The sequence below is a fragment of the Actinomadura rupiterrae genome (genome assembly GCF_024172125.1).
GTDB lineage: Bacteria > Actinomycetota > Actinomycetes > Streptosporangiales > Streptosporangiaceae > Spirillospora > Spirillospora rupiterrae.
This window is the reverse complement of record NZ_JAMZEA010000006.1, coordinates 132,975-157,873: the sequence shown is the minus strand read 5'-3', so window position 1 is coordinate 157,873 and position 24,899 is coordinate 132,975. Positions and strand designations below refer to the sequence as shown.

The 24,899-nt window shown below is 73.3% G+C and carries 20 protein-coding genes and 1 pseudogene; 10 read left to right on the top strand and 11 right to left on the bottom strand.

The genetic code is table 11. From position 1 onward, the window contains the following. Positions 1–24: 24 nt before the first annotated feature. Positions 25–1,398 (bottom strand): annotated as a pseudogene (locus FHU30_RS21475) (ABC transporter substrate-binding protein); the annotation flags it as partial. A gap of 74 nt (positions 1,399–1,472) precedes the next feature. After that, complete coding sequence (locus FHU30_RS21470; protein WP_253878299.1) at positions 1,473–2,204, bottom strand: TetR/AcrR family transcriptional regulator; 732 nt, start codon at positions 2,202–2,204, stop codon at positions 1,473–1,475. A gap of 112 nt (positions 2,205–2,316) precedes the next feature. Here FHU30_RS21470 and FHU30_RS21465 point away from each other — a divergent pair, with 112 nt between their 5' ends. Further along, a complete protein-coding gene (locus FHU30_RS21465; RefSeq protein WP_253878297.1) occupies positions 2,317–3,951 on the top strand; it encodes an amidohydrolase in 1,635 nt (544 codons plus the stop codon). 28 nt (positions 3,952–3,979) lie between these two features. On the opposite strand, the gene FHU30_RS21460 is transcribed toward FHU30_RS21465, so the two are convergent. Beyond that, positions 3,980–4,579: a TetR/AcrR family transcriptional regulator gene (locus FHU30_RS21460; protein ID WP_253878295.1), complete on the bottom strand. Its 600-nt coding sequence runs from the start codon at positions 4,577–4,579 to the stop codon at positions 3,980–3,982. Positions 4,580–4,632: 53 nt separating this feature from the next. Between FHU30_RS21460 and FHU30_RS21455 the strand changes: the two genes are divergently transcribed. The 7 genes from FHU30_RS21455 to FHU30_RS21425 all read left to right on the top strand — a co-directional run bounded on the left by FHU30_RS21455 (position 4,633) and on the right by FHU30_RS21425 (position 12,839). After that, positions 4,633–6,039 carry an ABC1 kinase family protein gene (locus tag FHU30_RS21455; protein ID WP_253878293.1) on the top strand — a complete coding sequence of 469 codons (1,407 nt, stop codon included), beginning with the start codon at positions 4,633–4,635 and terminating at the stop codon, positions 6,037–6,039. Beyond that, positions 6,017–7,135, top strand: a complete 1,119-nt coding sequence (locus FHU30_RS21450; RefSeq protein ID WP_253878292.1) for a cytochrome P450 — start codon at positions 6,017–6,019, stop codon at positions 7,133–7,135. The genes FHU30_RS21455 and FHU30_RS21450 overlap by 23 nt, the downstream gene beginning before the upstream one ends. A 447-nt stretch (positions 7,136–7,582) precedes the next feature. Next, positions 7,583–8,551 carry an ABC transporter substrate-binding protein gene (locus tag FHU30_RS21445; protein ID WP_253878290.1) on the top strand — a complete coding sequence of 323 codons (969 nt, stop codon included), beginning with the start codon at positions 7,583–7,585 and terminating at the stop codon, positions 8,549–8,551. Beyond that, positions 8,548–9,441 carry an ABC transporter permease gene (locus FHU30_RS21440; RefSeq protein WP_253878288.1) on the top strand — a complete coding sequence of 298 codons (894 nt, stop codon included), beginning with the start codon at positions 8,548–8,550 and terminating at the stop codon, positions 9,439–9,441. The genes FHU30_RS21445 and FHU30_RS21440 overlap by 4 nt, the downstream gene beginning before the upstream one ends. A gap of 44 nt (positions 9,442–9,485) precedes the next feature. Further along, the gene (locus FHU30_RS21435; protein ID WP_253878286.1) at positions 9,486–10,343 is read left to right on the top strand and encodes an ABC transporter permease; all 858 of its coding nucleotides are present in this window, start codon (positions 9,486–9,488) and stop codon (positions 10,341–10,343) included. After that, positions 10,340–11,395, top strand: a complete 1,056-nt coding sequence (locus FHU30_RS21430; RefSeq protein ID WP_253878284.1) for a methyltransferase — start codon at positions 10,340–10,342, stop codon at positions 11,393–11,395. The genes FHU30_RS21435 and FHU30_RS21430 overlap by 4 nt, the downstream gene beginning before the upstream one ends. A gap of 220 nt (positions 11,396–11,615) precedes the next feature. Then, the gene (locus FHU30_RS21425; protein WP_253878282.1) at positions 11,616–12,839 is read left to right on the top strand and encodes a chitinase; all 1,224 of its coding nucleotides are present in this window, start codon (positions 11,616–11,618) and stop codon (positions 12,837–12,839) included. A 59-nt stretch (positions 12,840–12,898) separates the two neighbouring features. Here the strand turns inward: FHU30_RS21425 and FHU30_RS21420 are convergent, their stop codons facing one another. Continuing rightward, the gene (locus FHU30_RS21420) at positions 12,899–13,291 is read right to left on the bottom strand and encodes a nuclear transport factor 2 family protein (RefSeq protein WP_253878878.1); all 393 of its coding nucleotides are present in this window, start codon (positions 13,289–13,291) and stop codon (positions 12,899–12,901) included. A 71-nt stretch (positions 13,292–13,362) separates the two neighbouring features. Further along, positions 13,363–14,301 (bottom strand): TIGR03621 family F420-dependent LLM class oxidoreductase, encoded by a 939-nt coding sequence (locus FHU30_RS21415; RefSeq protein ID WP_253878280.1) that lies wholly within the window; start codon positions 14,299–14,301, stop codon positions 13,363–13,365. Positions 14,302–14,442: 141 nt separating this feature from the next. Here FHU30_RS21415 and FHU30_RS21410 point away from each other — a divergent pair, with 141 nt between their 5' ends. Further along, entirely contained in the window at positions 14,443–15,807 is a 1,365-nt protein-coding gene (locus FHU30_RS21410; protein ID WP_253878278.1) for an FAD/NAD(P)-binding protein, read from the top strand. A gap of 34 nt (positions 15,808–15,841) precedes the next feature. Here FHU30_RS21410 and FHU30_RS21405 read toward each other — a convergent pair whose 3' ends face one another. After that, on the bottom strand, positions 15,842–16,504 hold the full coding sequence (locus tag FHU30_RS21405) for a DUF6875 domain-containing protein (RefSeq protein WP_253878276.1): 663 nt from the start codon (positions 16,502–16,504) through the stop codon (positions 15,842–15,844). After that, complete coding sequence (locus FHU30_RS21400) at positions 16,501–17,124, bottom strand: EF-hand domain-containing protein (protein ID WP_253878274.1); 624 nt, start codon at positions 17,122–17,124, stop codon at positions 16,501–16,503. The genes FHU30_RS21405 and FHU30_RS21400 overlap by 4 nt, the downstream gene beginning before the upstream one ends. A gap of 249 nt (positions 17,125–17,373) precedes the next feature. On the opposite strand from FHU30_RS21400, the gene FHU30_RS21395 reads away from it, so the two are divergent. Next, positions 17,374–19,482 (top strand): phosphocholine-specific phospholipase C, encoded by a 2,109-nt coding sequence (locus tag FHU30_RS21395; protein ID WP_253878272.1) that lies wholly within the window; start codon positions 17,374–17,376, stop codon positions 19,480–19,482. 26 nt (positions 19,483–19,508) lie between these two features. Here the strand turns inward: FHU30_RS21395 and FHU30_RS21390 are convergent, their stop codons facing one another. The 4 genes from FHU30_RS21390 to FHU30_RS21375 form a co-directional block, all read right to left on the bottom strand. Further along, positions 19,509–21,389 (bottom strand): endonuclease/exonuclease/phosphatase family protein, encoded by a 1,881-nt coding sequence (locus FHU30_RS21390; protein WP_253878270.1) that lies wholly within the window; start codon positions 21,387–21,389, stop codon positions 19,509–19,511. 82 nt (positions 21,390–21,471) lie between these two features. Then, positions 21,472–22,110 carry a TetR/AcrR family transcriptional regulator gene (locus FHU30_RS21385; RefSeq protein WP_253878268.1) on the bottom strand — a complete coding sequence of 213 codons (639 nt, stop codon included), beginning with the start codon at positions 22,108–22,110 and terminating at the stop codon, positions 21,472–21,474. Positions 22,111–22,212: 102 nt separating this feature from the next. After that, positions 22,213–23,223, bottom strand: a complete 1,011-nt coding sequence (locus tag FHU30_RS21380; RefSeq protein WP_253878266.1) for an aldo/keto reductase family protein — start codon at positions 23,221–23,223, stop codon at positions 22,213–22,215. A gap of 39 nt (positions 23,224–23,262) precedes the next feature. After that, entirely contained in the window at positions 23,263–24,882 is a 1,620-nt protein-coding gene (locus tag FHU30_RS21375; protein WP_253878264.1) for an amidohydrolase, read from the bottom strand. Positions 24,883–24,899: the final 17 nt, after the last annotated feature.

Sequence of the window (24,899 nt, the reverse complement as noted above, 5' to 3'; positions counted from 1 at the left end):
GGCGGGGTTGGAGTAGCCGCCGTAGTTGGCGAAGTTGCCCGTCCGCAGGATGCCGTAGAACTCCAGCGGGTCCGGCGTGGAGTCGTACCAGGTCGTCATCATCAGGTCCACGCCCGTGCGGGACTTGGCGTCGGTGAACAGGGCCGTGTAAGCGTCCGGGGCGACCGACCGCAGCTCGACGCTCAGCCCGATCGCGCGTCCGGCGGCCTGGACGGCGTTGGCGATCACGCCGACCTCCGGCGACACCGTGCTGGTCGTCATGACGATCTTCTTGCCGGACGCGCCCGCCTGCTGGACGAGCTGCTTCGCGGCGGTCACGTCCTGCTTGAGGTCGGGCAGCTGGGCGTAGTAGCCCTTGGCCGCCTCGGGCGCGATGCCCCACGCGCCGATCGCGGCGGGGGCCTTGGCCGGGGTGGCGACGCCCGCGGCGGCGGCCTTGATGATGCCCGTCCGGTCCAGCGCCATCGACAGCGCCTTGCGGACGCGGGCGTCCCCGAGCGTCCCCTTGAGGTTCGTCGGGATCAGGCTCACGGCCGTGGTGTTCGGCCCGTAGTACAGCTTCCCATTGGAGGCTGCGCGCAGCTTGGCGAATCCGGACGACGGGAGGAAGTAGGTGCCGTCCACCTCGCCGGACAGCAGCGAGTTCACCCGCGTGGACGGGTCCTGGATGAAGACGGTCCGGATCGTGGCGGCCTTGGGGCGCAGCGAGGCGTCCCAGTAGCCGTCGAACCGCTTGAGCGTGATCGCCTGGCCCTTCTGCCACCGGGCGAGGCTGTACGGGCCGGTGCAGTTGACGCCGGTGTCGGGCGTGCCGTAGTTGCGCCCCTCCCTGGCGAGCGTCGCGGCGCTCTCGACCGTCCCGGCGGAGGTGCCCATCTCCTCGTTGAACAGCTGGTCGGGCTTGGTCAGGTGGACGGTCACCTGCATCGGCCCGGTCTTCTCGACGGACGCGACGTTCATGTAGGCCGAGATCCAGGACGAGCCGACCTTCGGGTCCAGGTGCCGCCGCAGGCTGGCCACCACGTCGTCGGCGGTCAGCGCCGTCCCGTCGTGGAACTTCACGCCCGGACGGATCGTGTACACCCAGCGCTTGGCGTCGGGCGAGGACGACGCCGAGGCGAGGCCAGGTTCGACTCTCAGGTCCGGCGTGATGCGCTGCAACTGCTCGCAGACGTTGGCGAGCACGGTGTTCGGCGGATAGTCGAACGCGTACGCGTAGTCGAGCGACAGCGGTTCGCCGTACAGCGACCAGGTGACCGTGTCGACCGGGCCCTTGGCGGGCGCGGTGTCCTTGGTGATCTGGAACGCGCCGGACCCGGCGGGTCTCGAACCGCCGCCGCAGGCGGCGGCCGCGACGGCGACGAGCGCCAGCGCGGCCAAGGGACGGGAGGTGCGCATCGGACGACCCCTTACAACGGACCGGACGCGGTGACCGGTCGGCGAGCGTGAGGGCCATCAGAGTCCTCTCGGCCTCAACCGTCAATACTGTTGTCATAAGAGCGGGCGGCCGCGGGAAGGCGCGCCTCCATGGCGTCCAGCAGCAGTTCGAGCGAGAACGGGTAGGCGCTGTGCCGCATCTCGGCGGTCAGCAGCTGGGCCGTCGCGGCGATGTTCGGATGCGTGTCCGGGCTCAGCTCGGTGTACTGCCCGCGCCAGACCCGGAGCTCGGCGTCCCGCGCGGCGGGCGGCAGCGCCATCGACGCCGCCTCCAGCGCGGCCATGCCGAGCGCGTGGTCGATGAAGGCGTGGTAGAGCGTGACCGCCTCGGCGTCGGGGAACCCGGCCGTGCGCAGCACGCCGAGGATCGCCTCCACCGCCCGCATCTCGTTGCCGCGCCCGGTCGTGCGGTGCGTGGCGAGCATCGCCAGCTGCGGGTGCGCCTGGTAGGACGCGTGGATCCGCAGCCCGATCTCGCGCAGGTCGGAGCGCCACTCGCCGGTCGGCGCCCAGCCCGCCTGGGTGCGTCCGATCAGCTCGTCGGCGACGGCGAGCAGCAGGTCGTCGGTGTCGCGGAAGTAGCGGTACAGCGAGCTCGGGTCCGCGCCGAGCGCCGCGCCGAGCCGCCGGACGGTCAGCGCCGCCGCGCCGTGCCGCGCGATCAGCCGCAGCGCCGTCTCGACGATGAGGTCCTCCGACAGCACGGTGCCCTGCTTGGTCGGCCGCCGGCGGCGCCGCCGATCCTCGGGTGTGACGCGTTCGCTCATGGCCGCACCTTATGTCAACAGCATTGACGTTGGAAGGCCTGGCAGGCTTGCCTGGTCAGCCGTCCGGTGCCGGAGGCGGCGCGCCGGACGGAACCACCGACGGGAGCAACCCATGACACACGCCGAGCTGATCTTCATAGGCGGACCGGTCCACACCGTGGACGCGGCCCGCAGCCGCGCGACCGCGCTCGCCGTGCGCGGCGGGCGGATCGTCGCGGTCGGGCACGACGAGGTGCGCGAGCTGGCCGGTCCCCGCACCGAGGTCGTCGACCTGGCCGGACGGCTGCTGATCCCCGGCTTCCAGGACGCGCACGTGCACGCCGTCAGCGGCGGCGTCGAGCTGGGCGAGTGCGACCTGACCGGGACGGTCGAGGTGGCGGGCTACCTGGAGGCGGTGCGGGCCTTCGCCGAGGCGCATCCGGACCGCGAGTGGATCACCGGCGGCGGCTGGTCGATGGAGAGCTTCGCGGGCGGTCTGCCGGACCGGCGGCTGCTGGACGGGATCGTCCCCGACCGCCCGGTCTACCTGCACAACCGCGACCACCACGGGGTCTGGTGCAACACCCGCGCGCTGGAGCTGGCCGGGGTGACCGCCGAGACGCCCGACCCGCCGGACGGACGGATCGAGCGCGAACCCGACGGCACCCCGAGCGGCGTGCTGCAGGAGGGCGCCGCCGAACTGGTCGGACGGCTCGTCCCCGCCCGCACCGATGCCGACATGCTCGCCGGGCTGCTGCGCGCGCAGCGGCTCCTGCACTCGCTCGGCATCACCGCCTGGCAGGACGCGGCGGTCGGCGGCTTCGGCTCCTTCAGCGGGAACGACGCGGCGTACCTGGCGGCGGCGCGCGACGGCAGCCTCACCGCGCGGGTCAACGGCGCCCTGTGGTGGGACCGGGAGCGCGGCGCCGAGCAGGTCCCCGAGCTGGTCGAGGCCCGCGCGCGGCTGCGGCACGGCCGGTTCCGCGCGGACAGCGTGAAGATCATGCAGGACGGCGTCGCGGAGAACTTCACCGCCGCGATGACCGGCCCGTACCTGGACGCCTGCGGTTGCGCGACCGACAACTCCGGCCTCAGCTTCGTCGACCCGGTGGCGCTGCGCGGGTACGTGACCGAGCTGGACGCGCTCGGCTTCCAGGTGCACTTCCACGCGCTGGGCGACCGGGCCGTCCGGGAGGCGCTGGACGCGGTGGAGGCCGCGCGCGCCGCCAACGGCCGGCTCGGCACCCGCCACCACCTGGCGCACCTCCAGGTCGTCCACCCCGACGACGTGCCGCGGTTCGCCCGGCTCGGCGCGGTCGCGAACATGCAGCCGCTCTGGGCCGCGCACGAGCCGCAGATGGACGAGCTGACCATCCCGTTCCTCGGCCCCGAGCGCGCGGCCTGGCAGTACCCGTTCGGCGACCTGCTGCGCGCGGGCGCGACCCTCGCCGCCGGGAGCGACTGGCCGGTGAGCAGCCCCGACCCGCTCGCGGGCCTGCACGTCGCGGTCAACCGGCGCGAGCCCGGCTCGTCCGACGAGCGCGTCTTCCTGCCCGAGCAGCGGCTCGACGCGGGCACCGCCCTCGCCGCCTACACCGCCGGGTCCGCGCACGTGAACGGCCTGGACGACACCGGCAGCCTGCGCGTCGGCAACCTCGCCGATCTCGTCGTGCTGGACCGCGACATCCTCAGCGGCCCGCCGGAGGAGATCGCCGACGCCCGCGTCCAGGCCACCTACGTCGGCGGCGAGGCGGTGTACACCGCCTGAGCGCCCGGGCGGACGACCCGGCCCGGCGCTACGCCGGGTCGGGCCTCAGCATGCGGTGCATCATCTCGACCCAGGTCGCGACGAACGTCTCGTCGTCCACACCCACGGCGGTGACGCGCAGCAGGCCGGTCATCATCCGGGACGAGAACAGCGCGCCGAGCCCGACCGAGGCGACGGCGGCGGCGCGCTCCTCCGGGACGCCGGCGCTGTCCCGCAGCCACGCGGTGAACTCGGCGAACGTGGTGTGCACGAGCTGCCGGACGGCGTCCTCGACGATCTCCGGGCGGCTGCGCGCCTCGGTGACCATGATGCGCAGCAGCTCCTGCTCGCCGTCCAGCTCGGTGAGCACGTAGCGCGCGGTCAGCGTCAGCTCGGCGCGCAGGTCGCCGAGGTCGCCGAGCACCCGGCGGATGTCGCGCAGCGCGTCCAGCCGGTTGAGGTTGCGCTCGATGCCCGCCCGCAGCACCGCCTCCTTGGTGCGGAAATGGTGGTACATGCCGCCCGCGCCGGGGGTCAGCCCGGCGGCCCGCTCGATCTGCGCGACGCTCGTTCCGCGGTAGCCCTGCTCGCCGAACAGCCGCATGGCCGCGTCGATGATCCGGTCCCGGGTGGGGGTTGACGTCGTCATGCGCCTAAGTAAACACTGAGGCGACGGCAGTGTCCACTGACTGGGGCTCTTGGATGGCTGAGCAGGAGAGGTCGCACGCGGTGCGCCGGGGACGGGTGGCCCGGGCCGCGCCGCTACTGGGGGCGGCGGGCCGGACGGCGGGCGAGGCGGTGGTCGCGTCCCTGCGCGGGCGGCGCGACGCCTCGTTCCACGAACGGGCCGCCGAACGCTACGCCGAGCGGCTCGGCCGCTCGAAGGGCGTGCTGATGAAGGCGGGGCAGCTGCTCTCGTTCGTCAGCTTCGCGCCCGCGCTGGACGGCGACTACGCGCCCGTCTACCGCGCCGCCCTCGCGCGGCTGCAGGACAGCGCGCCGCCGATGCCGTACGAGGACGCGGCCGCGATGGTGAAGCAGGAGCTGGGCGCGCGGCCGGAGGAGCTGTTCGCCGAGTTCTCCCGCGAGCCGATCGCCGCCGCGTCCATCGGCCAGGTGCACGCGGCGACGCTGGAGGACGGCCGACGCGTCGCGGTGAAGGTGCAGTACCCGGGCGTCGAGGCAGCGATCCGCGCCGACCTGTCCAACACCGAGCTGCTGGTCGGCTTCTTCAGCCTGGCCCGCTCGATGGCGCCGAGCCTGAGCCGGATGGACATGCGCGCGCTCGCCGCCGAGGTGAGCGTCCGGATCGGCGAGGAGCTGGACTACCGGACCGAGGCCGCCAACCAGGCCGAGTTCGCCGGGGTCTACCGCGGGCACCCGTTCGTTCGCGTCCCGGAGGTCGTGCCGGAGCTGTGCGCCGACCGGGTGCTGACCATGGAGTTCGCGGACGGGATGCGCTGGGCCAAGGCGCTGACCGCCGAGCAGGACCTGCGCGACCGCTGGGGCGAGGTCGTCTACCGCTTCACGCTCGGCTCGCTGCGCCGGCGCGGCCTCTTCCACGCCGACCCGCACCCCGGCAACTACCTGTTCCACGACGACGGGACGGTCACGTTCCTCGACTTCGGCTGCGTCAAGCGGTTCACGCCGCGGCAGATCGGCCAGATGCGCGCGATGGTGACCGCGACCGTGGACGGCGACGCGTCCGGGTTCAGCCGGGCGCTCCTGGACGCGGGCTTCTTCCCACCGGACGACGCCGCACCCGACCCCGCCGAGCTGCTGAGCTGGTTCCAGGCGAACCTGCACTCGCTCGTCGGTCCGCAGCCGTACACGTTCACGCCGGACCGGGGCGCGGCGGCCGTCCAGGCGGCGTTCTCGCCGACGGGGGCGTACGGGGCGCTGCTGCGGCGGCTCACGATGCCGGCCGACTTCCTGTTCCTGTCCCGGATCGAGATGGGCATGAGCGCCGTCCTCGGCGAGCTGCACGCGACGGGGGAGTGGCGCGGCATCTGCGACGAGTGGGACCGCGGCGCGCCGCCCGCCACCCCGTACGGAGAACTCGACCAGGACTTCTGGAGGGAGCGCCATGTCGGTCGCAGCCTCGGCTGAACCGGTCGCGTGGGACGCCCACATCGGCGCCTTCGTCGTGTCGGGCTTCGAGGAGGCCGCGCGGGTGCTGCGCGAGCCCGGCTGGAGCAGCGACCCCCGCACGCTCGCCGACCGGCCCTTCGAGGTCCCGCCCGGCGCGCTGCTGTTCATGGACCCGCCCGACCACACCCGCCTGCGCCGCCTGCTCAGCCCGGCGTTCACACCGCGCGCGGTCGAGCGGCTGCGCCCGCGCGTCGCGGCGATCGCCGACGCCGTCCTGGACGGCCTGTTCGCCGAGGGCCCGTCCGGTGACCCGGCGGACGAGTCCGATCTGATGAGCGAGGTCGCCTACCTCGTCCCGCTCGCGGTCATCGCTGAGCTGTTCGACGTCGGCGCGGAGGGCGCGCGGGTGTTCCGCGACCAGACGCCGGGGCTCGTCCGGATGCTGGAGGTGGCGCCGACCGCCGAGGATGTCGCGCGCGGCGCGGAGGCGTCCAACGAGGTGATGATGTTCCTGCTGCCGCTGCTGCTCGAACGCCGGGAGCATCCGCGCGGCGACTTCGTCAGCGAGCTGGCGGCGATCCCGGAGCTGAGTCTCGAAGAGGTCGTCGCGACCTGCGTCCTGCTGCTGGCGGCCGGGCACGAGACGACCGCGAACCTCATCGGGAACGGCGCGTTCGCGCTGATGAGCGACCGGACGCAGATCGCGGCGCTGCACGCCGACCCGGCCCGCGCCGTCGAGGAGCTGCTCCGCGCCGAGACGCCGGTCAAGCTCGCCGGACGCGCCGCGCTCACCGACCACGATCTCGGCGGGACGCGCGTCCCGGCGGGTTCGCGGGTCGTGATCCGCCTGGACGCGGTGAACCGCGACCCGCGCCGCTTCCCGGACCCGGACCGGCTGGACCTGGCCCGCGAGCCCGTGCCGCATCTGGCGTTCGGTGCGGGCCACCACTACTGCCTCGGGGCGGCGCTCGCCCGGCTCGAAACCGCCGAGACCCTGACGCGCCTGTTCGCGCGGTTCCCCGGCCTGACGCCCGTGGACGCCGAGCCGCGCTGGCGCACGTCGTCCACGTTCCACGGGCTGTCGGAGCTGGTCGTCCGGCCCGGCGCGGGGTAGCGCCGGGCGGAGCGGGCCACCGCATCGGAAGACCGGGCGCGGGCCGTCCCACGGGGACGGTCACGCGCCCGTTCGGCGTTGTGAGAGATTCTCGCGCTCGCGAGGCCGTGCGGACCGGGGTTGGGGTTACGACCTAATGCATCAACTTCGCGACCGAAACACATTGCGGACATCGCGGCCGCGGCGCCGAATTGGCACGGTCCATTTCGTGTCCGCCGAGGGAGTGGACGTCTGACCGGATCTGTCAGCGCCGTCCACCGGCGAATGGGAACATCCGATAGGTGCGAATGACTCCGGCCAGAACTCGGAGCGCGGCGGCGTTGTCAATTCTTGATCTTTTAAGCCTGACCGGCGGCACTAAGCTGACCCGCGTTTTCGTTGTCCGCCCTGCCCGGCGCCGTCCCTCCGGCACGTCCGGCGACGGCGTTCCCCCAGCTTGGAGCATAGATGCGGTTCCCTCGCGCACTTTCGGCCGTGCTGGCCGCCGCCCTCGCGCTGTCCGCCTGCGGCGGGTCCGGCGACAAGCACTCCGGCGGCAAGAACGGCCTGGAGAAGACCGACCTCAAGGTCGGGATCATCCCGATCGCCGACTCCGCGGCGGTGCCGATCGCGGTGAACAAGGGCTACTTCAAGGCCGAGGGCCTGAACGTGAAGTTCGAGCCGATCCAGGGCGGCGCGATCGGCACGCAGCGGCTGATGGCCGGCTCGCTCGACGTCACCCTGTCGAACTACGTCTCGGTGTTCCTCGCCCGCGACAAGGGGACCATGGTCAAGGTCATCGCGGACGCCGCCGAGGCGCGTCCCGACCTGTTCCCGATCGTGGTGCCCAAGGACTCGCCGATCAAGTCCGTGGCCGACCTCAAGGGCAAGCGGATCGCGGTCAACACGCTGAAGAACGTCGCCGAGCTGGCGGTCGTCTCCACGCTGAAGCTCAACGACGTGGACGCCAAGGACGTGCACTTCGTCGAGTTCGCCTTCCCGGAGATGCCCGCCGCGCTGCAGAAGGGCGCGGCGGACGCGGCCCTGCTCACCGAGCCGTTCCTGACCGGCGGCCGCGCCAAGCTCGGCCTGCGCACGATCGCCGACTCGATGACCGGCGCGACCGCCAACCTGCCTATCGCGGGCTGGGAGGTCAGCGAGAAGTTCACCAAGCAGAACCCGCACACGGTCGCGGCGTTCCAGCGCGCGATCGCCCGGGCCCAGCGGGACGCGGCGTCCAACCGGCCGGAGCTGAACCAGACCATCACCGGCTACGCCAAGATCGACCCGCAGCTGGTGAAGATCATCACGCTGCCCGGCTACCCGATCACGCTCAACCCGACCCGGATCCAGCGGGTGCCCGACCTGATGGTCCGGTTCGGCTACCTGAAGCAGACCATGGACGCCAAGGCGGCGCTCGCCACCCAGTCCGGATGAGCCCGCAGCCCGTACCGTCCGCCGCCTCCCCGGCCGCCGCCGCGCCCGACGCGCGCCGCGGGCCGGGGCGGGCGGCGGCCCCCGCGCCCGGGGGCGCCCCGGGCCGCCGCGCGGTCCCCCGCCGCCGCCTGAGCCCCGACCTGGTGCGGGGCGCGATCGGCGTGCTGGTGTTCCTCGCCGCCTGCGAGGCCGCCGGACGCACCGGACTCATCGACCGCAAGACCGTCCCGCTGGCGTCGGCCACTTTGGAACGTGCCGCACGGCTCGCCGGGGACTCGGAGTTCCTCGGGGACGTCCGGACGACGCTCACCGCGTGGGCGCTCGGCATGCTGCTCACGCTGGCCGTCGCCGTCCCGGCGGGGTTCCTGATCGGCTCGGTGCCCGCGGTGCGGACGGCGACCCGGCCGTTCGTGGAGTTCCTGCGCCCGATCCCGTCGGTCGCGGTGATCCCGCTGGCCATGATGATCTTCCCGGCCGCGCTGCACCTGAAGCTGGTGGTCATCGCCTACGGCGCGACCTGGCCGATCCTCGTCAACACCGTCTACGGGCTCCGCGAGGTCGACCCGGTCGCCGTGCAGACGCTGCGCACCTTCGGTTTCGGACGGCTCGCCGTGCTGCTGCGGGTGGCGCTGCCGAGCGTCGCGCCGTTCGTCGCCACCGGCGCGCGGGTCGCGTCCGGCGTCGCGCTGATCCTCGCGATCAGCGTCGAGCTGGTGAACGGCGGCACGTCCGGGGTCGGGGTGTACCTCGTCCAGGCGGGCGGCAGCGCGGACGCCCTGGAGATGATCGTCGCGGCGGCCGTCTGGGCGGGCCTGTTCGGCCTGGCGTTCGACGTGCTGTTCACCCGGGCGGAGCGCCGCCTGTTCCGCTGGCGGAGGGCGGCCGCATGACCGGATCCCCTCGCGTCCCCAGCGGCAGGCCCGGAGACCCGCACGTGACCGAAACCCCTGGCGTGACCGAAACCCGGGCCAGGCCGGCGCGCCGCCGCCCGAACCGGCTCGTGCGCGTGCTCGTGTGGCTGGCGCTGCGGATCGTGCCCGTGCCGCTGGTGATCGTGTTGTGGGAGGTGCTCGCGCGCCGCGCGGACGACATCAGCTACCCGCCGCCGACGCAGATCGTGCACGCGATGCGCGCGATGTGGCTGGGCGGGCCGGCCTCGCACCTCTGGCTCGGCCCGGGCGCGCTCGACAACGTGCCCGGCAGCGTGGAGCGGCTGCTCACCGCGTGGGTCCTCGCCGGGGTCGCCGGCGTGCTCGGCGGTCTCGCGCTCGGCCGCTCGCGGCGGCTGTACGGGTACGTCCGGCCGCTGATCCACTTCGGCTACGCGATCCCGCCGATCATGCTGCTGCCGTTCTTCCTCGCGCTGTTCGGCGGCGGCACGTCCATGCAGCTCGGCACCATCCTGTTCGGAATCGTCTGGCCGGTGCTGCTGAACTCCGCCGAGGGCGCCCGCTCGGTGGACCCGACGCAGCTGGAGATCGCCCGGGTGTTCCGGTTCTCGGCCGCGCAGCGGATCGGCCGGGTGCTGCTGCCCTCCGCCGCGCCGAAGATCTTCGCGGGGCTGCGGGTGAGCCTGTCGCTGGCCCTGATCCTCATGGTCGTCTCGGAGATGAAGGGCAGCACCTCCGGGATCGGCTTCCAGCTGCTGGACGAGCAGCGCAACTTCGACAACCCAGGCGTCTGGGGCGGGATCGTCCTGCTCGGCGTGCTCGGCACCCTGCTGAACGCCCTGTTCGGGCTGGCCGAACGCCGCGTCCTCGCCTGGCACGACGCCTCCGGAGGTACCTCGTGACCACGCTCCCGAAACCCGGCGAGCCGGCGAACGGCGAGTCGGCGAACGGCGAACCGGCGACCGACGAGCCGACGAACGCGATCTGGACGGCCATCGGCGGCCTGTCCCGGTTCGCCTCGCTCGCCGCCTTCGCCGACCTGGGCGCGGCCGACCACATGGACGGCCCGCTCACCCCCGCCGAGCTGGCCGCCCGCTGCGGCGCGGACGCCGCCGGGCTCGCGCGCGTGCTGCGCGTGCTGGCCGGGATGGGCATCGTCGCGTCCGACGGCGCGGGCCGCTACGCGCTCACCCCGTCCGGCGAGACGCTCCGCTCGGACGCGCCGGGCTCGATGCTCGCGGCCGTCAAGATGAACGCGTCGCCCGAGTTCCGCTACGGCTACGGGCACCTCGGGGACACGGTGCGCGAGGGCCGCTCCGCGTTCGTCAAGGAGCACGGCATGATCTACGACCACGTGGCGGCTCGTCCGGAGCTGTCCCGGCTGTTCGACGACTACATGACCGCCCGGGCCATCCCGCACCGGCGGGCGGTCGCGGCGCTGTACGACTTCAGCGGCGTGGACACGCTGGTGGACGTCGGCGGCGGCAAGGGCCACTTCCTCGCCGCGGTGATGGCCGCGAACCCGCACCTGCGCGGCACGCTCTTCGAGCTGCCGCACGTGGCCGAGCACGCCCGCAAGTACCTGCCGGCGAGCGTGGACGTCGTGACCGGCGACTTCTTCGCCGACCCGCTGCCCGCGGGCGCCGACGCCTACTTCCTGGCCAGCGTCCTGCACAACTGGTCGGACGGGGACGCGGTGCGCATCCTCCGGAGGATCCGCGAGGCGATGCCGCAGGACGGCCGGCTCCTCGTCCTGGAGTACGCCCTTCCCGACGAGGACCGCCCCCACGTCGGCCTCGACGGCGACATCCGCATGCTCGCCATGTTCGACGCCGGGCAGGAGCGCACGCACGCCGAGTACGGCGCGCTCTTCGAGGCCGCCGACCTCAAGCTCACCTCCGCCCAGGAGCTCCCGGCCGGCACGACCCTGATGGAAGCCCGCCCGACCGGCTGACCGGCCCGGGCCGCGGGGGCCTTCCGGAGGCCGGGGAGCACCCCGGCCTCCGGGGGTGACAGGGGCCGGTTCCGCGGGGGTGACAAGGGCCGGGTGCGCGGGGGTGACAAGGGGCGGGTGCGCGGGGGTGACAAGGGGCGGGTTTGGGCGTATCAATAGGAAAGCTTCTTTATTGATGCGTGGCGGGGGAGCGCTCGGACGTCCCGAGGAGGACCGTCGGATGACCCCGCCCACCCCGCTGCTCCCGCGCGCCGGCCTGCTGCGCGCGCTCGGGGCGCTCTCGGTCGTGCTGCTCGCCCTGGCCCTGGCCGTCGTGCTGCGGCCCGGCGCCGCGCGCGCCGACGTCGGCCGCAACTGGTACGGCGCCGCGCCGTACGTGATGCCGCTGGACAACGATCCGCCCGACCTGGCGCAGGTCATGGCGGCGACGTCGCAGAAGTCGTTCGAGCTCGCCTTCGTCCTGGCCTCCGGCGGCTCGTGCGCGCCGGCCTGGGACGGCACGGCGCCCGTCTCGTCCGACACCGCCGTCGGCGCGGTCATCGCCAAGATCCGGACGGCCGGGGGCGACGTGTCGGTGTCGGCGGGCGGCTACAACGGCACCAAGCTCGGTGAGGTCTGCCCGGACGCCGCGTCCACGGCGGCGGCGTACCAGCAGGTCATCACCAAGTACTCGGTCAAGGCCATCGACTTCGACCTGGAAGAGCCCGAGTACGAGAACAGCGCGGCGATCTCGCGCGAGCTGGGCGCGGCGCAGATCCTCCAGCGCGACAACGCCGGGCTGTACGTGTCGGTGACCACCGCCGGGACGGCCCAGGGCACCGGCTGGTTCGGGACGCAGCTCCTCAACACCGCCAAGAACCTCGGCTTCACCCCGGACAACTACGCGATCATGCCGTTCGACGGCGGCTTCAACGGGTCGTCCGCGCAGATCTCGGCGCTGGAGAACTTCCACTCGCTGCTGATGAGCACGTTCGGCTGGGACGGCGCCACCGCGTACGCGCACGAGGGGTTCTCCGGGATGAACGGGCGCTCGGACTCGGGCGAGTACTTCTACCAGGCGGACTTCCAGGCCGTCTTGAACTACGCGACGAGCCACCACCTGAGCCGGTTCACGTTCTGGTCGGTCAACCGCGACCGGCAGTGCAACCCGCCCGACAACAACGGCCGGACGTCCGGGACGTGCAGCAGCGTCGCGCAGGGCGCGTGGGACTTCACCAAGTTCACCGCGGCCTTCGCGGGCGCGACCCCGCCGACCACGCCGCCGACCACCCCGCCCACGACCCCGCCGGGCACCTGCACGGCTCCGCCGTGGAGCGCGACGACCGCCTACAACGGCGGTGCCGTCGTGAGCTACCAGAGCCACAGCTGGAAGGCCAAGTGGTGGTCCTACGGCGACGTCCCCGGCGGGCAGGCCGGAGTGTGGGTCGACCAGGGCGCCTGCTGACCGCCGGAGGCCCGGCGCGTGCGACGCGCCGGGCCTCCTGGCTGCGGTAACCGGGCGGCTCAGTCGCCGCGGGCCTCGCGCTCGATCTGGGCGAACTGCGCGGCCATGGCCTCGGCCAGCGCGTTCGCCCCGGACAGCGGGCGCACCATGACGGTGAACTCGTCGATCAGCCCGTCCTCGTCCAGGTGCAGGAAGTCGCAGCCGTGCACCTCGCGCCCGTTCACGGTCGCCTTGAAGACGAACGCGTGGTCGCGGCCGCCCGGCTCGGAGATCTCCCGGACGTAGCGGAAGTCCTCGAAAACGCGCAGCACGCCGCGCAGGATCGCCGCCGTGATCGCCTTGCCGGGGTAGGGCTTGTACGCGACCGGGCTGGTGAACACCACGTCGTCCGCGAGCAGCGCCTCCAGCGCCGCGGCGTCGCGCGCCTCGACGGCCTTCCGGAACGGATGCACGACCTCACCCCTACTCAACGAGTTGACTATGCGCCTCGAAGGCTAGCACATGCACCTAATCAACAAATTGACTAGAGGAGCCGTTCGAGCACCGGGCCGAGGACGTCCAGGAACGGCCCGTGCACGGTGATGTTGCTGAACCCGAACCGCTCCCGCGACTCCCGCAGCTGCTCGGCGATCTGCTCGGCCGTACCGACCAGCAGGAACGGGGTGTCGAGCGCCTCGTCCAGGGTCATGTGCGGGAGGGCCTGCGCGGCGAGCTTCTCCACCGTCCCGCGCCGGTCTTCGGTGATCATCACCCGCTGGACGAGCGCGTTCAGCTCGATGCCGGCGAACCGCTCGCCCGCCTGCTCCCGGACGAACGCGACCCGCTCGGCGGCCTGCTCGGCGGTCGCGAGCATCAGCGTTCCGGGCGGCGCGCCCGGAACCTGGTAGGTGCCCGCGATCGCGACCGTGTCCGCGTGCTTCGCGGCGATCCGGAGCACCCGGTCACCCGTCCCGCCGATGAGCAGCGGCGGGCCGAAACCCCCGAACCCGGTGCGCTGGACGGGCCGGAGCGCCGCCAGGTCGTAGAGTTCGTCCACCTTCGCGCGCTGCTCGTACCGGTCCGCGGCGAACAGGCGGCCTAGCTCCTCGACCGTCTCCTCCAGCCGCCGCGCCCGCGCCGCGAACCCCTCCCACGGGATGCCCGCCTCGTCGAACTCCCACTTCATGTGCCCGGCGCCGAGCCCCAGCTCCAGCCGCCCGCCGGTGAGCCGGTCCACCGAGGCGACCTCGCGCGCCAGCAGGTGCGGGTTCCAGAACGGCGCGTTCAGCACCAGCGACCCGACCCGGAGCCGCTCGGTCGCGTCCGCCGCCGCGACCATCGTCGGGAACGGCGCGGGCGACCCGAGGTGGTCCGGCACGAACGCGACGTCGAACCCGTACTCCTCGCCCCGCCGGCACTGCGCCGCGAACTCCTCGCGCGAGCGGATCTCGAAGAAGTTGAACCCGAAACGGAATCTCCTCATCCAGCGATCATGCGCCCCGCCCCCGCGGCCCGGCCACCCGATCCGTCACGCCGAGCGCGAACGCGCGGCCGCCCGCCGGGGGCTGCGAGGCGGTTGATAGAAACGGTGGGGGTGGTTGTTTCGCTGGTTCGGGGGGACGGCGTGCGGCGACGAGTGGTGATCATCGGCGGGGGAGTCGCGGGGACGGCGGCGTTCGCGGCACTGGCGCGGGCCGGGGCGGACGCGTCGGTCGACGTCGTGGATCCGCTGCCCGCCGGGGGGAGTCCCGCGTTCGCGGTCGAGGACGCGGCGCTGCTGTGCAACACCTCGGCGGACCTGATGTCCCTGGTGCCGAGGACGCCCGGGGATTTCGGCGGAATCCTGTCCGCGCGGGGCGTGGTTTCGGACCGGGAGGCGTTCGCGCCGCGCCGGGAGTTCGCGCGCTACCTGCGGGACGTCCATGACTTCTGGGCGGGACGTCCCGGTGCCGCATACCGCCGGTTCGCGCGGCGGGCCGTCCGGGTCGAGCGGCACGACGACGGGTACCGGGTCGTCCTGGATGACGGCACGAGCCTGTCCGCTACCGATGTGCTGGTGTGTTCGGGATGGGGGCCGCCACGGGTTCCGGACGGTCTGGACCGCATGCCGGGCGTGGTGCCGAGCCCCTTCCCGGAGCGGCGGATGCTGGAGTCGGTGCCGCCGTCCGGCAACGTGCTGGTGCTGGGGACGAAGCTGTCGGCGATCGACGCCGCGCTGCTGCTCGCGCGGCACGGGCACCGGGTGACGATGGCCTCGCCGTCCGGCGACCTGCCCGCCGTCCGCACCCGGACCGTCCGGGGCGCCGTGCGGATCGACCCGGCGGAGGTCGGCAGGCTCGACCCGGCCGACCCGCGCCTGACCCGTCGCATCCTGGCGCTCGCCGCGCGGACCCTCGGCCTCCCGCTGAGCTGCGCCGACGCCTCGCGCGGGACGGTCGAACGGCTGCGCGCCGAGATCGGCCTCGCGCGGCGGGGGCAGGTCGGCTGGCAGGACGTCCTCGTCGAACTGGTCGATATCGCCAACCCGATGCTGCTGCGCCGGGACGCCGACGCGCGGCGGCGCGTGCATCGCGCGTGCGGCCCGCTCATGCGCTACCTGGGCGCGTTCCCGCTCTGCAATGCCGAACGGCTACTGGCCCTGCTCGACAGCGGGCAGGTGAGGGTGCGCGCCGGAGCGCCGAGCCGCCTGGACGGCCCGTCCCGCGTGCAGTGGCCGGACGGCCGGACCGAGCGTTTCGACACGATCGTGTGCGCCACCGGCTTCACCAGCAGACCCATGCACATGCGCCACGGAGCCCTGGTGCTGTCGGACGGCCCGTCCGCCGCGCCCCCGGAACTGGACACCGACCTGCGCCTGCGCATGGACGGACGCAGCGAGCGGATCTGGCTGCTCGGGATCTCGTCCGGCTTCCGGATGCCGTTCGTCAACGCCGTCCACCACGCGGCCGACCAGGCCGACGCCTTCGTCCAGAAGTTCGCCGAAGCCTGACACCGCAAGTCCCAGCGCTCGCCGGGCGTTGTGATCAGCCGAAGCGGGCGGTCCAGGCGTCCAGCGACCAGGGCGCCTGGTCCAGGAACGGCAGGTCCGAGCGGACCATCGGCCGGACGGCCAGCAGCGGCACAGGGCTGCGCAGGGGCCGGAAATCGGGGTTGCGGATGCCCGCCGCAGCGGGCGGGCCGGGATGGAACTCGCCGACCATCAGGCCGTGCTTCACGAAGGACGGCTTCAGGCGCTGCTGCGCGCCCTCGATGACCGTCTCCCACTCGTGCTCGGTGACCAGGGGGAACGCGACCAGGAGCGCTCGGTACACTTCGTCGCCGCCGCGCCGCGCGACGAACCAGTCCAGGTAGCGGCGCATCACCCGCGCCACCTGGTCCGGGCCGTCCGGTCGCCGCGCCCACACCGCGCCGAGCAGCCCGCCGTCCGCGAGGGCCTTGCGCGTGTAGGGGCAGACCGCGCCGGCCCGGCCGAGTTCGGGATGGGGGCTGCACAGGTAGTCGCGCACCCAGCGGGCGACCGTTTCGAGCGGCTCGGCCCGCGCTCCTGCGGCCAGCGCGCCCGTGGCCCGCGCGCCCGCGGGCCACGCACCTTCGGGGCGGGCACCGGCGGGGCAGGCGCCGGCAGAGCCGGCACCGGACGCCTCCCCGGCCACCAGGGGCCGAGGAGGCTGCCATCCGTCGGTCATCGAGCCGTGAACACGTCCACCGGCTCGTCCGAGATGTAGAACCGGCGCGCCTCGGCGAGCAGTTCGGCCGTGCTGATGTGGCCGTCGCTGTCGGTGTCGAGCCCGCGCGCCGACGACGACGCCTGCTGGCGGTCCGCGCCCATGGCGGTGAGGACCTGCGTCCACTCGTCGACCGAGACCCGGCCGTCGTCGTCGCGGTCGGCGACCGCGATGACCGCCTCGGCCCACGGCCGCAGCGAGCTCTCGAAGCCGTGCTGCCCCGACTTCAGCGTGTCCTGGGCGGCGGCCAGGAACTCGGCCCGGCTGATCTTGCCGTCCCGGTCGTTGTCCGCGATGCGCGCGAGCTCCTCGAAGTAGCGGCGGGCCCCGTCCTGGAGCGCGCGCCCCTTCGGCGACTTCGGGTTCTGCGCGCAGGCACGCAGGATGCCGTCGGCCATCAGCTCGAAGTCCCGCTGGGAGATCGCCCCGTCGCGGTTCCGGTCGAACGTCTCGAACCGGTCGCCGAGCTTGGCGTCGTACGGCGCGCCGCCGCCGCCGGACCGCTGCTTGCGGCCGGACCGGTCCTTGCGCCCCGACCGGTCCTTGCGGCTGGACGGCTCCTGGCGTCTGGACGAACTCATCTGTCCCCCATCATGTTGTCTGACGCGTTGCCATCCCTAGCGCTACCCCCTGACCTGCGGCGATAGCCTTGATCGTCGACCTTGCGCAAGGTAAGAGTCGGCAAACCCCGGCGCGCCGGACCGGGCGCGGCGGCCACGCTCCGGCCGCCGTCTGTTCACGCCCTGGATGCCGCACCGACCTGGGAGGACGCGGTCCGTTCCTGCCATGATCCTTTCCGTTTGGGCGGAATGCGAGCAGTGGGAGGTTCGGTGGCCACGCTGGACAGGCGGCGGTTCATGCAGCTGATGGGGGCCGGCACGGCCGCGGCGGGGCTGACGGCGTTCCCGCCGGCGGTGTCCAGGGCGCTGGCCATGCCCGCGCTCGGCCGCACCGGCACCATCAAGGACGTCGAGCACGTGGTCATCCTGATGCAGGAGAACCGCAGCTTCGACCACTACTTCGGCACCATGCGCGGGGTGCGCGGCTTCGGCGACCCGCGGCCGCACCTGCTGCCGAACGGCCGCCCGGTCTGGAACCAGCCCGCCGCCAAGGTCCGCACGGGCAACTACCACTCGCGCGGCCTCGCCGACAGCGCCGCCGAGGTGCTGCCCTGGTACGTGGACCCGCAGGAGCACACCGAGGCCATCCCCGGCACCAACCACGGCTGGAGCAGCGGCCACCTCGCCTGGAACGAGGGCCGCTACGACGAGTGGGTGAACCAGAAGCAGGACGTCCTGACGATGGGGTACGTCCAGCGGCAGGACATCCAGTACCACTGGGCCCTCGCCGAGGCGTTCACCGTGTGCGACGCCTACTTCTGCTCCGTCCACGCCGACACCGCGCCCAACCGCATCTACCTGTGGACGGGCACGATCGACGCGCAGAACCGCCTCGGCGACAAGCCGAACGGCCCGGGCCTGTGGGAGCGCAACGGCACCAACGGCTACACCTGGACGACCTACCCCGAGCGCCTGGAGAAGGCCGGGGTCAGCTGGAAGCTGTACCAGGGCGGCACGGGCATCCCCGGCGACGCCACCGACAACTTCACCGACAACTCGCTGGAGTTCTTCCACCGGTACCAGCGGCAGGAGGGCGCGTCCGGCCCGCTGCCGGACAAGGGCGCCTCGACCCACACGCTCGCCGAGTTCGCCGACGACGTGAAGAACGGCCGGCTGCCGCAGGTGACGTGGATCGTCCCGCCGTCGATGTACTCCGAGCACCCGTCCTCGACGTCCACGCACGGCGCCTACTACCTGAACAAGGTGCTGGAGGCCCTCACCGCGAACCCCGAGGTCTGGGGCCGGACGGTCTTCCTCATCAACTACGACGAGAACGACGGGCTGTTCGACCACGTCGTCCCGCCGATGCCGCCGTCCGCGAGCGCGCCGGACGCGGGCGGCGTGCTGTCCCGCGCGCTGACCGCCCACCTGGACGACGAGTTCATCGACCTCGACAAGTACCCCGGTGAGAAGGGCCCGCTCGTGCCCGGCGCGGACCCGGGCGGCAAGCAGCCGATCGGGCTCGGCCCGCGCGTCCCGATGCTGGTCGTCTCGCCCTGGTCGCGGGGCGGCTGGGTGTGCTCGGAGACCTTCGACCACACCTCGGTGCTGCGCTTCTTGGAGAAGCGCTTCGGGATCGGCGAGCCCAACATCAGCCCGTGGCGGCGGTCGGTCTGCGGCGACCTGACCTCGGCGTTCGACTTCTCCAAGGGCGTGGACCCGCGTCCGGTGGCCTTCCCGGTGCCGGCGCCGCCCGCGTCCAAGGGCAAGCCGTACCAGGTGTCCACGCCGCAGGCGATGCCCGCGCAGGAGAAGGGCGTGCGTCCGGCGCGTCCGCTGCCTTACGACCTGCTGGTCAACGAGGTGCCCGGCAAGGCGGGCCGTTTCGCGCTGGAGTTCGACAACCGGGGCAGGGCGGGCGCGGCGTTCTACGTCTACGACCGGCTCGCGTCCGGCTCCAAGCCCCGCCGGTACGCGGTCGCCGCGCGCGACTCCGTCTCCGACCACTGGACGGTCGGCAAGGCCTACCACCTGGCCTATTACGGCCCGAACGGCTCGCTGTGCGAGTTCGCCGGGGAGACCGCGACGCCGCTGGTCGCCGAGTTCTCGCACGACAAGCAGGCCCGCGTCATGGTCCGGCTCCGCAACACCGGCCGCACCCCGATCGAGGTGACGGCGACCAACGCCTACGACCGGACCCGCGAGACCAAGAAGTACACGCTGCACCCGCACGCCACGCACGTCTTCCACTGGAAGGCGTCCGACACGCAGGGCTGGTACGACATCAGCATCAGCTCCGGCGCCTACCTTCGCCGCTACGCCGGACACCTGGAGAACGGCCGTCCGAGCACCAGCGACCCCGGCCCGGTCAACGCCTGACCGGTCCGAGGTCCGATGACGGTTCGCTAGCGGACGCCGGTCAGGGTGACGGCGACCGGGAGGTGGTCGGAGTAGGGGACGGCCAGCTTGACGGCGTCGCGGGCAGTCAGCCCCGGCGTCGTCAAGATGTGGTCGAGCTGGTCGGTCGGGTTCCGGCCCGCCGGATACGTCTTGAACGGCCGGACGGAGGCGAACGCGTCGTTCAGGCCGGCGCCTTGGAGGATCTGGAAGGCGCGGTCGCTCGGCTGCATGTTCAGGTCGCCGCCCAGGATGACCGGGGTGCCCGTCGCGGCGGCCGTCCGCGCAATCCGGGCGAGCTGCGTCGCCTGGCCGAGGTCGGTCCAGCCGTCCGGGGGCTGGGTATGGGTGGCGATGAACGTGACGGTCCGTCCCTGCCAGCGGACGCCGACCTCCAGCGCCTCGGCGCCGGTCGGCCCGCCCTTCACCAGGACGTGGTTCCGGACGGTCACGACCGGCAGGTCCGTGAGCAGCGCGTCGCCCCACACCTCGTCCCCGGCGGGCGCCCACAGCGGCTTCAGGCCGAGCCGGTCGGAGATCAGCCGCAGCTGGTCGCGGCCTCCGTTGAGGAACCAGCCGCGGTCGACCTCGCTCAGCAGCACGACGTGCGGACGCAGCGACCGCAGCGCTTTGGCCTGCTTCTCGACCGTCATCGTGCCGTTCATGCCGTAGCCCATGCGCAGGTTGTAGGCGGCCACGCGAAGCCCGCCGCCGGGAGCCGGAGTCCAGGACGCCGAGCCCGGCCAGGCCGCGGCGAGCGAAACGAGCAGCGCGCCCGCCACACTGGCGGCGAGCACGCCCCACTGCCGTCCCTCTTGGGCCTGTAGCTCCGACCGGACGGATGACGCCTGCCGCTCCGAGCGGACGAACGAGACCGCCGCGACGACGACGGCCGCCGCCACCGGCACCCAGCGGTTCGGGATGCCGAGGTCATAGGCCGAGTAGTAGGCGAAGAACAGCACGACGAAGACCAGGAACCCGGTCGCGGTGGCGAGGCCGCGCCTCGTGGCCCGGTCGCGGCCGGACGAGCGGGCGGCCCAGCCGAGGCATCCGGCCAGCGCGAACTGGCCTGCGACCTGCGCGAACAGCGTCCAGGCGGGGGAGACGCCGTGGATCCCGCCCGCCGTGACGCGCCCGAAGGCGAACCCGAGCGCCGACAGGACGAGCACGACGCCGGGCACCGCGGGATGCCGCGTCCAGAACGCGGGCCGTTCGGCGACCGCGACCGAGAGCACCGCGCCGGTCGCGACCACGACGGCCGCCCAGGTCGCGCCGTCCGTGCTGGCCTGGGCATGCGAGGTGCTGCCCGTGTACAGGCCCCACAGCAGGAGCGCGGGTCCGAACGTCCACCAGACCCGCCCGCCCAGCGCACCCGCATCCTGCGCTTGGTCTCCGGACGCGCCGGCGCCGGGACGCAGGGTCAGGGCGAAGGCGGCCAGTTCGAGCGCGAGGACGAGCCACGGCCACACGCCGTCCCGCCACACCAGGTCGATGCCGCCGAGCGCCGCGTGCAGCACGCCCGACACCGCAAGCCCGGCGATGAAACCGTTCGCGACCGGACGGGCATCGGGCGCCTTCGCGGCCGACGCGACCAGCCAGCACAGCCCTGCGAGGAGTCCGATGCTGGAGATCGCGGCCTGCGGCGTCCCGCCGTCGGTGAACTGCAACGCCGCCCGGCAGGCCAGCAGCAGGACGGCCGCGGCCGTGCCGATCCGCGCGAACGGCGCGGCGGCGAACGCGGCGAGGAACCACACGAGCGCGTACAGGCCGATCAGTTCGGCCGGGGTGCTCCCGGCGTCGCCTACCACGGTGATCAGGGACGGCAGGAAGACCCGGACGACGTCCAGGAGGACGACGGCACCCGCCATGATGTCGAGCCGCACCCGCATCGCGCACCTCCGTGTCCGGCGAATGCGAGAGAGTTTCACGTACGCGCGGGGCGCCGCGCAAGAGGCAGGACGCGCCTTTCGGTCAGGACGTCCCCGGCCCGGTGAACGCACCGGCGCGCGCCGCGAGCACGGCCGTCCTCGCCGCGTGCTCGGGCAGGCCCGGATCGGCGGGCGCGCGCAGCAGGACCAGCTCGTGGTAGACCGGCGCGGTGGCCGCGATGAGCAGGCTCCGGGCGTCGGTACCGGCCGGGATCTCGCCGCGCCCGACCGCCCGCGCGACGATGACCTCGCAGCGCGCGTACCGGTCCTCCCACAGGTTCCGGACGCCGCGCGCCGCGTCGTCGGACCGGAACGACGCGGCGATCAGCGCGGACACCAGCGGCGGCCGGGCGGTCAGCGCCGTCTGGCTCTCCAGGTTCAGCGCCGTCAGGTCGCCCTGGAGCGACCCGGTGTCGGCGGGCCGCCAGTCGTCGTCGCGCGCCGCGTCGAACACGTCCGCGAGCAGGCCGCCGATGTCGTGCCAGCGGCGGTAGACCGTGGCCCGGTGCACGCCCGCGCGCGCCGCGACGGCGTCCATCGTGAGCGCGTCGTACCCGCGCTCGGCGAGCTCGGCCTGCACCGCTTCGAGCACCTGCCGCCGGACGCGCTCGCTCCGCCCGCCCGGCCGCCGCCGGGGCCCGTCCGCGTCGGACGCGTCGTCCGGCGCCTCGCCGGCGGTCACCCCGGCAGCCCTGCGCGCGACGTCATGCCGCCATCCTAAAGCTCGGGCCGTCTCCTCAACGGCCGCTGACCTCGGCTTGAAACCCGAGGTCGGAGTCCGAGGTCAGCGGCGCCAGGCGGGCATGATGTTGAACAGGTCGGCGGTCTTGGCCGGGTCGCGCTCGACCAGGTCGCCCAGGACGTCGTCCACGCGCTTCATCGTCTCGTCGGAGAGCCGGACACCCGCGGCGGCGGCGTTCTCGGCGACCTGCTCGGGCCGCGACGCGCCGATGATCGCGCCGGACACCGCCGGGTTCCGCAGCGTCCACGCGACGGCGAACTGCGCCATGGTGAGCCCCGCGTCCTCGGCGAGCGGGCGCAGCCGCTGGACGGCCTCCAGCACCGCGTCCGACATGTACCGGCCGACGAACCGGGAGCCGCGCTGGTCGGTCGCGCGCGACCCCTCCGGCGCGGCGCCGCCCGGCAGGTACTTGCCGGTCAGGACGCCCTGCGCGACGGGCGAGAAGACGATCTGCCCGAGGCCGAGCCGCTCCGACACCGGGACGACCTCGGCCTCGATGACGCGCCACAGCATCGAGTACTGCGGCTGGTTGGAGATGAGCGGCACGCCCATCTCCGCCGCCAGCGCGTGGCCGCGCTCGATCTGCTCGGCCGTCCACTCCGAGACGCCGACGTACAGCACCTTCCCCTGGCGCACGAGGTCGGCGAACGCCCGCATGGTCTCCTCAAGCGGGGTCTCGTCGTCGAACCGGTGCGCCTGGTAGAGGTCCACGTAGTCGGTGCCGAGGCGGCGCAGCGAGGCGTGGCAGCTCTCGGTGACGTGCTTGCGCGACAGCCCCCTGTCGTTGGGGCCGTCGCCGACCGGCAGGCACACCTTGGTCGCGATCTCGACCGACGACCGCCGGACGCCGTCCAGGGCGCGCCCGAGCACCTCCTCGGCGGCGCCCAGGGAGTACACGTCGGCGGTGTCGAACGTGGTGATCCCGGCGTCGAGCGCGGCCCTGATGCACGCGACCTGCGCGTCCCGGTCGATCTGGCCGTCCAGCGTCAGCCAGTTGCCGAAGACGATCTCGCTGATGCGCAGCCCGCTGGTCCCCACCCGTCGAAATTCCATGATCACAACGTTAGCCCGCCGCACAACCCCTTTTCCCGGCTAGAGGTCGTCCGCGCGGAAGGTCGGGCGGCCATCGGTCACCGTGAGGACGACCGGGAGCCCGGCCAGGTCCTCGTCGGCGACGGTGAGCGGGTTCGCGGCGAAGGCGGTCAGGTCCGCGCGGTGGCCGAGCGCGAGCCGTCCGGCGCGGTCCTCCTCGCCCGCGACCCAGGCCGGGGTGAGCGTGTAGCCCTGGAGGGCCTGGAGCGGGGTGAGGGCCTGGGACGGCCCGTGCGGCGGCCGGCTCAGGTCGCGGCTCGGCCGCCGGTGCCGCGCGCCCGCCATGATCCCGGTGGGTGAGTAGGGCGCGATCGGCCAGTCCGAGCCGAGCACGACCCTCGCCCCCGCGTCCCACAGGTCGCGGCAGCGGAACGCGTGCGAGGCGCGCTCCTCGCCGAGGCGGCGCGACCAGTTGTCGGTGTGGTCGGCGCGGGTGTACTCGGTGCAGTGCGTGGGCTGCATGGACGCGGCGACCCCGAGCTCGCCGAACCGGCGCACGGTGCCGTCCGGCACGGTCTCGATGTGCTCGATCCGGTGCCGCGGACCGGGCCGCTCGGCCTGCGCCTTTTCAACCGAGTCGAGGACGTGCCGGACGGCCGCGTCCCCGATCGCGTGGGTGGCCGTCGGGACGCCGTGCCGGTGCAGCTCCGCGATGATCCGGGTGTAGACGTCCGGGTCGGGCCAGAAGGCGTGCGTGGACTCGCCGTGGCAGTCGGGGCGTTCGAGCCACGCCGTCCCGTTGTCGATCGTGCCGTCCATGAACAGCTTGACCCCGGCGACCTTCCACAGCTCACCGCCGGTCCCCTGGAGGCGGACGAGGCCCGCGACCTCCTCGGCGTCCGCGCCGGGCTGGCACCAGGGCAGGACGCGGAACCGCATCGGCAGCTCGCCCGCCTCGTCCAGCGCGGCGAAGAGCGCGAGGCTGTCGCCGTTGGCGTCCATCGCGTGCGCGCCGGTCAGTCCCGCCGCCGCCATCGCGCGCAGCACCCCGGCGGCCCGCTCCCGGACCTCCTCGGCGGACGGACGAGGCATGACGGCCTCGATCAGCTCGCACGCCGCGTCCTCCAGCAGCAGGCCGGTCGGACGGCCCGCCTCGTCGCACACGATCTCCGCCGCCTGCGCGAACCCGCGCGGCCCGTCGATGCCCGCGAGTTCCAGCGCGCGCGGGCTGGCCAGCATGGAATGCGCGTCGAACAGGTCGATCGCGGCGGGCACGTCCGCGAGGACGGGCCCGATCGCGGCGGTGCCGACCGGCTGGTCACCGAAGGCGTTCGGGTCGAGTCCCCAACCGCGCAGCCACGCGCCGGGCACGAGCGCGGCCTTCTCCCGCGCCAGGGCCGCGCGGACCGCGTCGAGGTCCTCGCATCCGGAGAGGTCCACGCCCATCGTCCGCTCGGCCCCGGACAGCGGGTGCATGTGCCCGTCCACCAGGCCCGGCGTGACGACGGCCCCGCGGACGTCGACGACCGTGGTCGCCGGTCCGGCCAGGGCGCGGATCTCGCGGTCGTCGCCGAGCGCGGTGATCCGTCCGCCGCCCGCGGCGAGCGCGGTGTGCGGGAGGAGGCCGCCGGTCAGCGGGTCGAGGAGCCGGGCGGACAGCAGGATGAGGTCGGGCTGCAAGGAACTCTCCGTGGGGT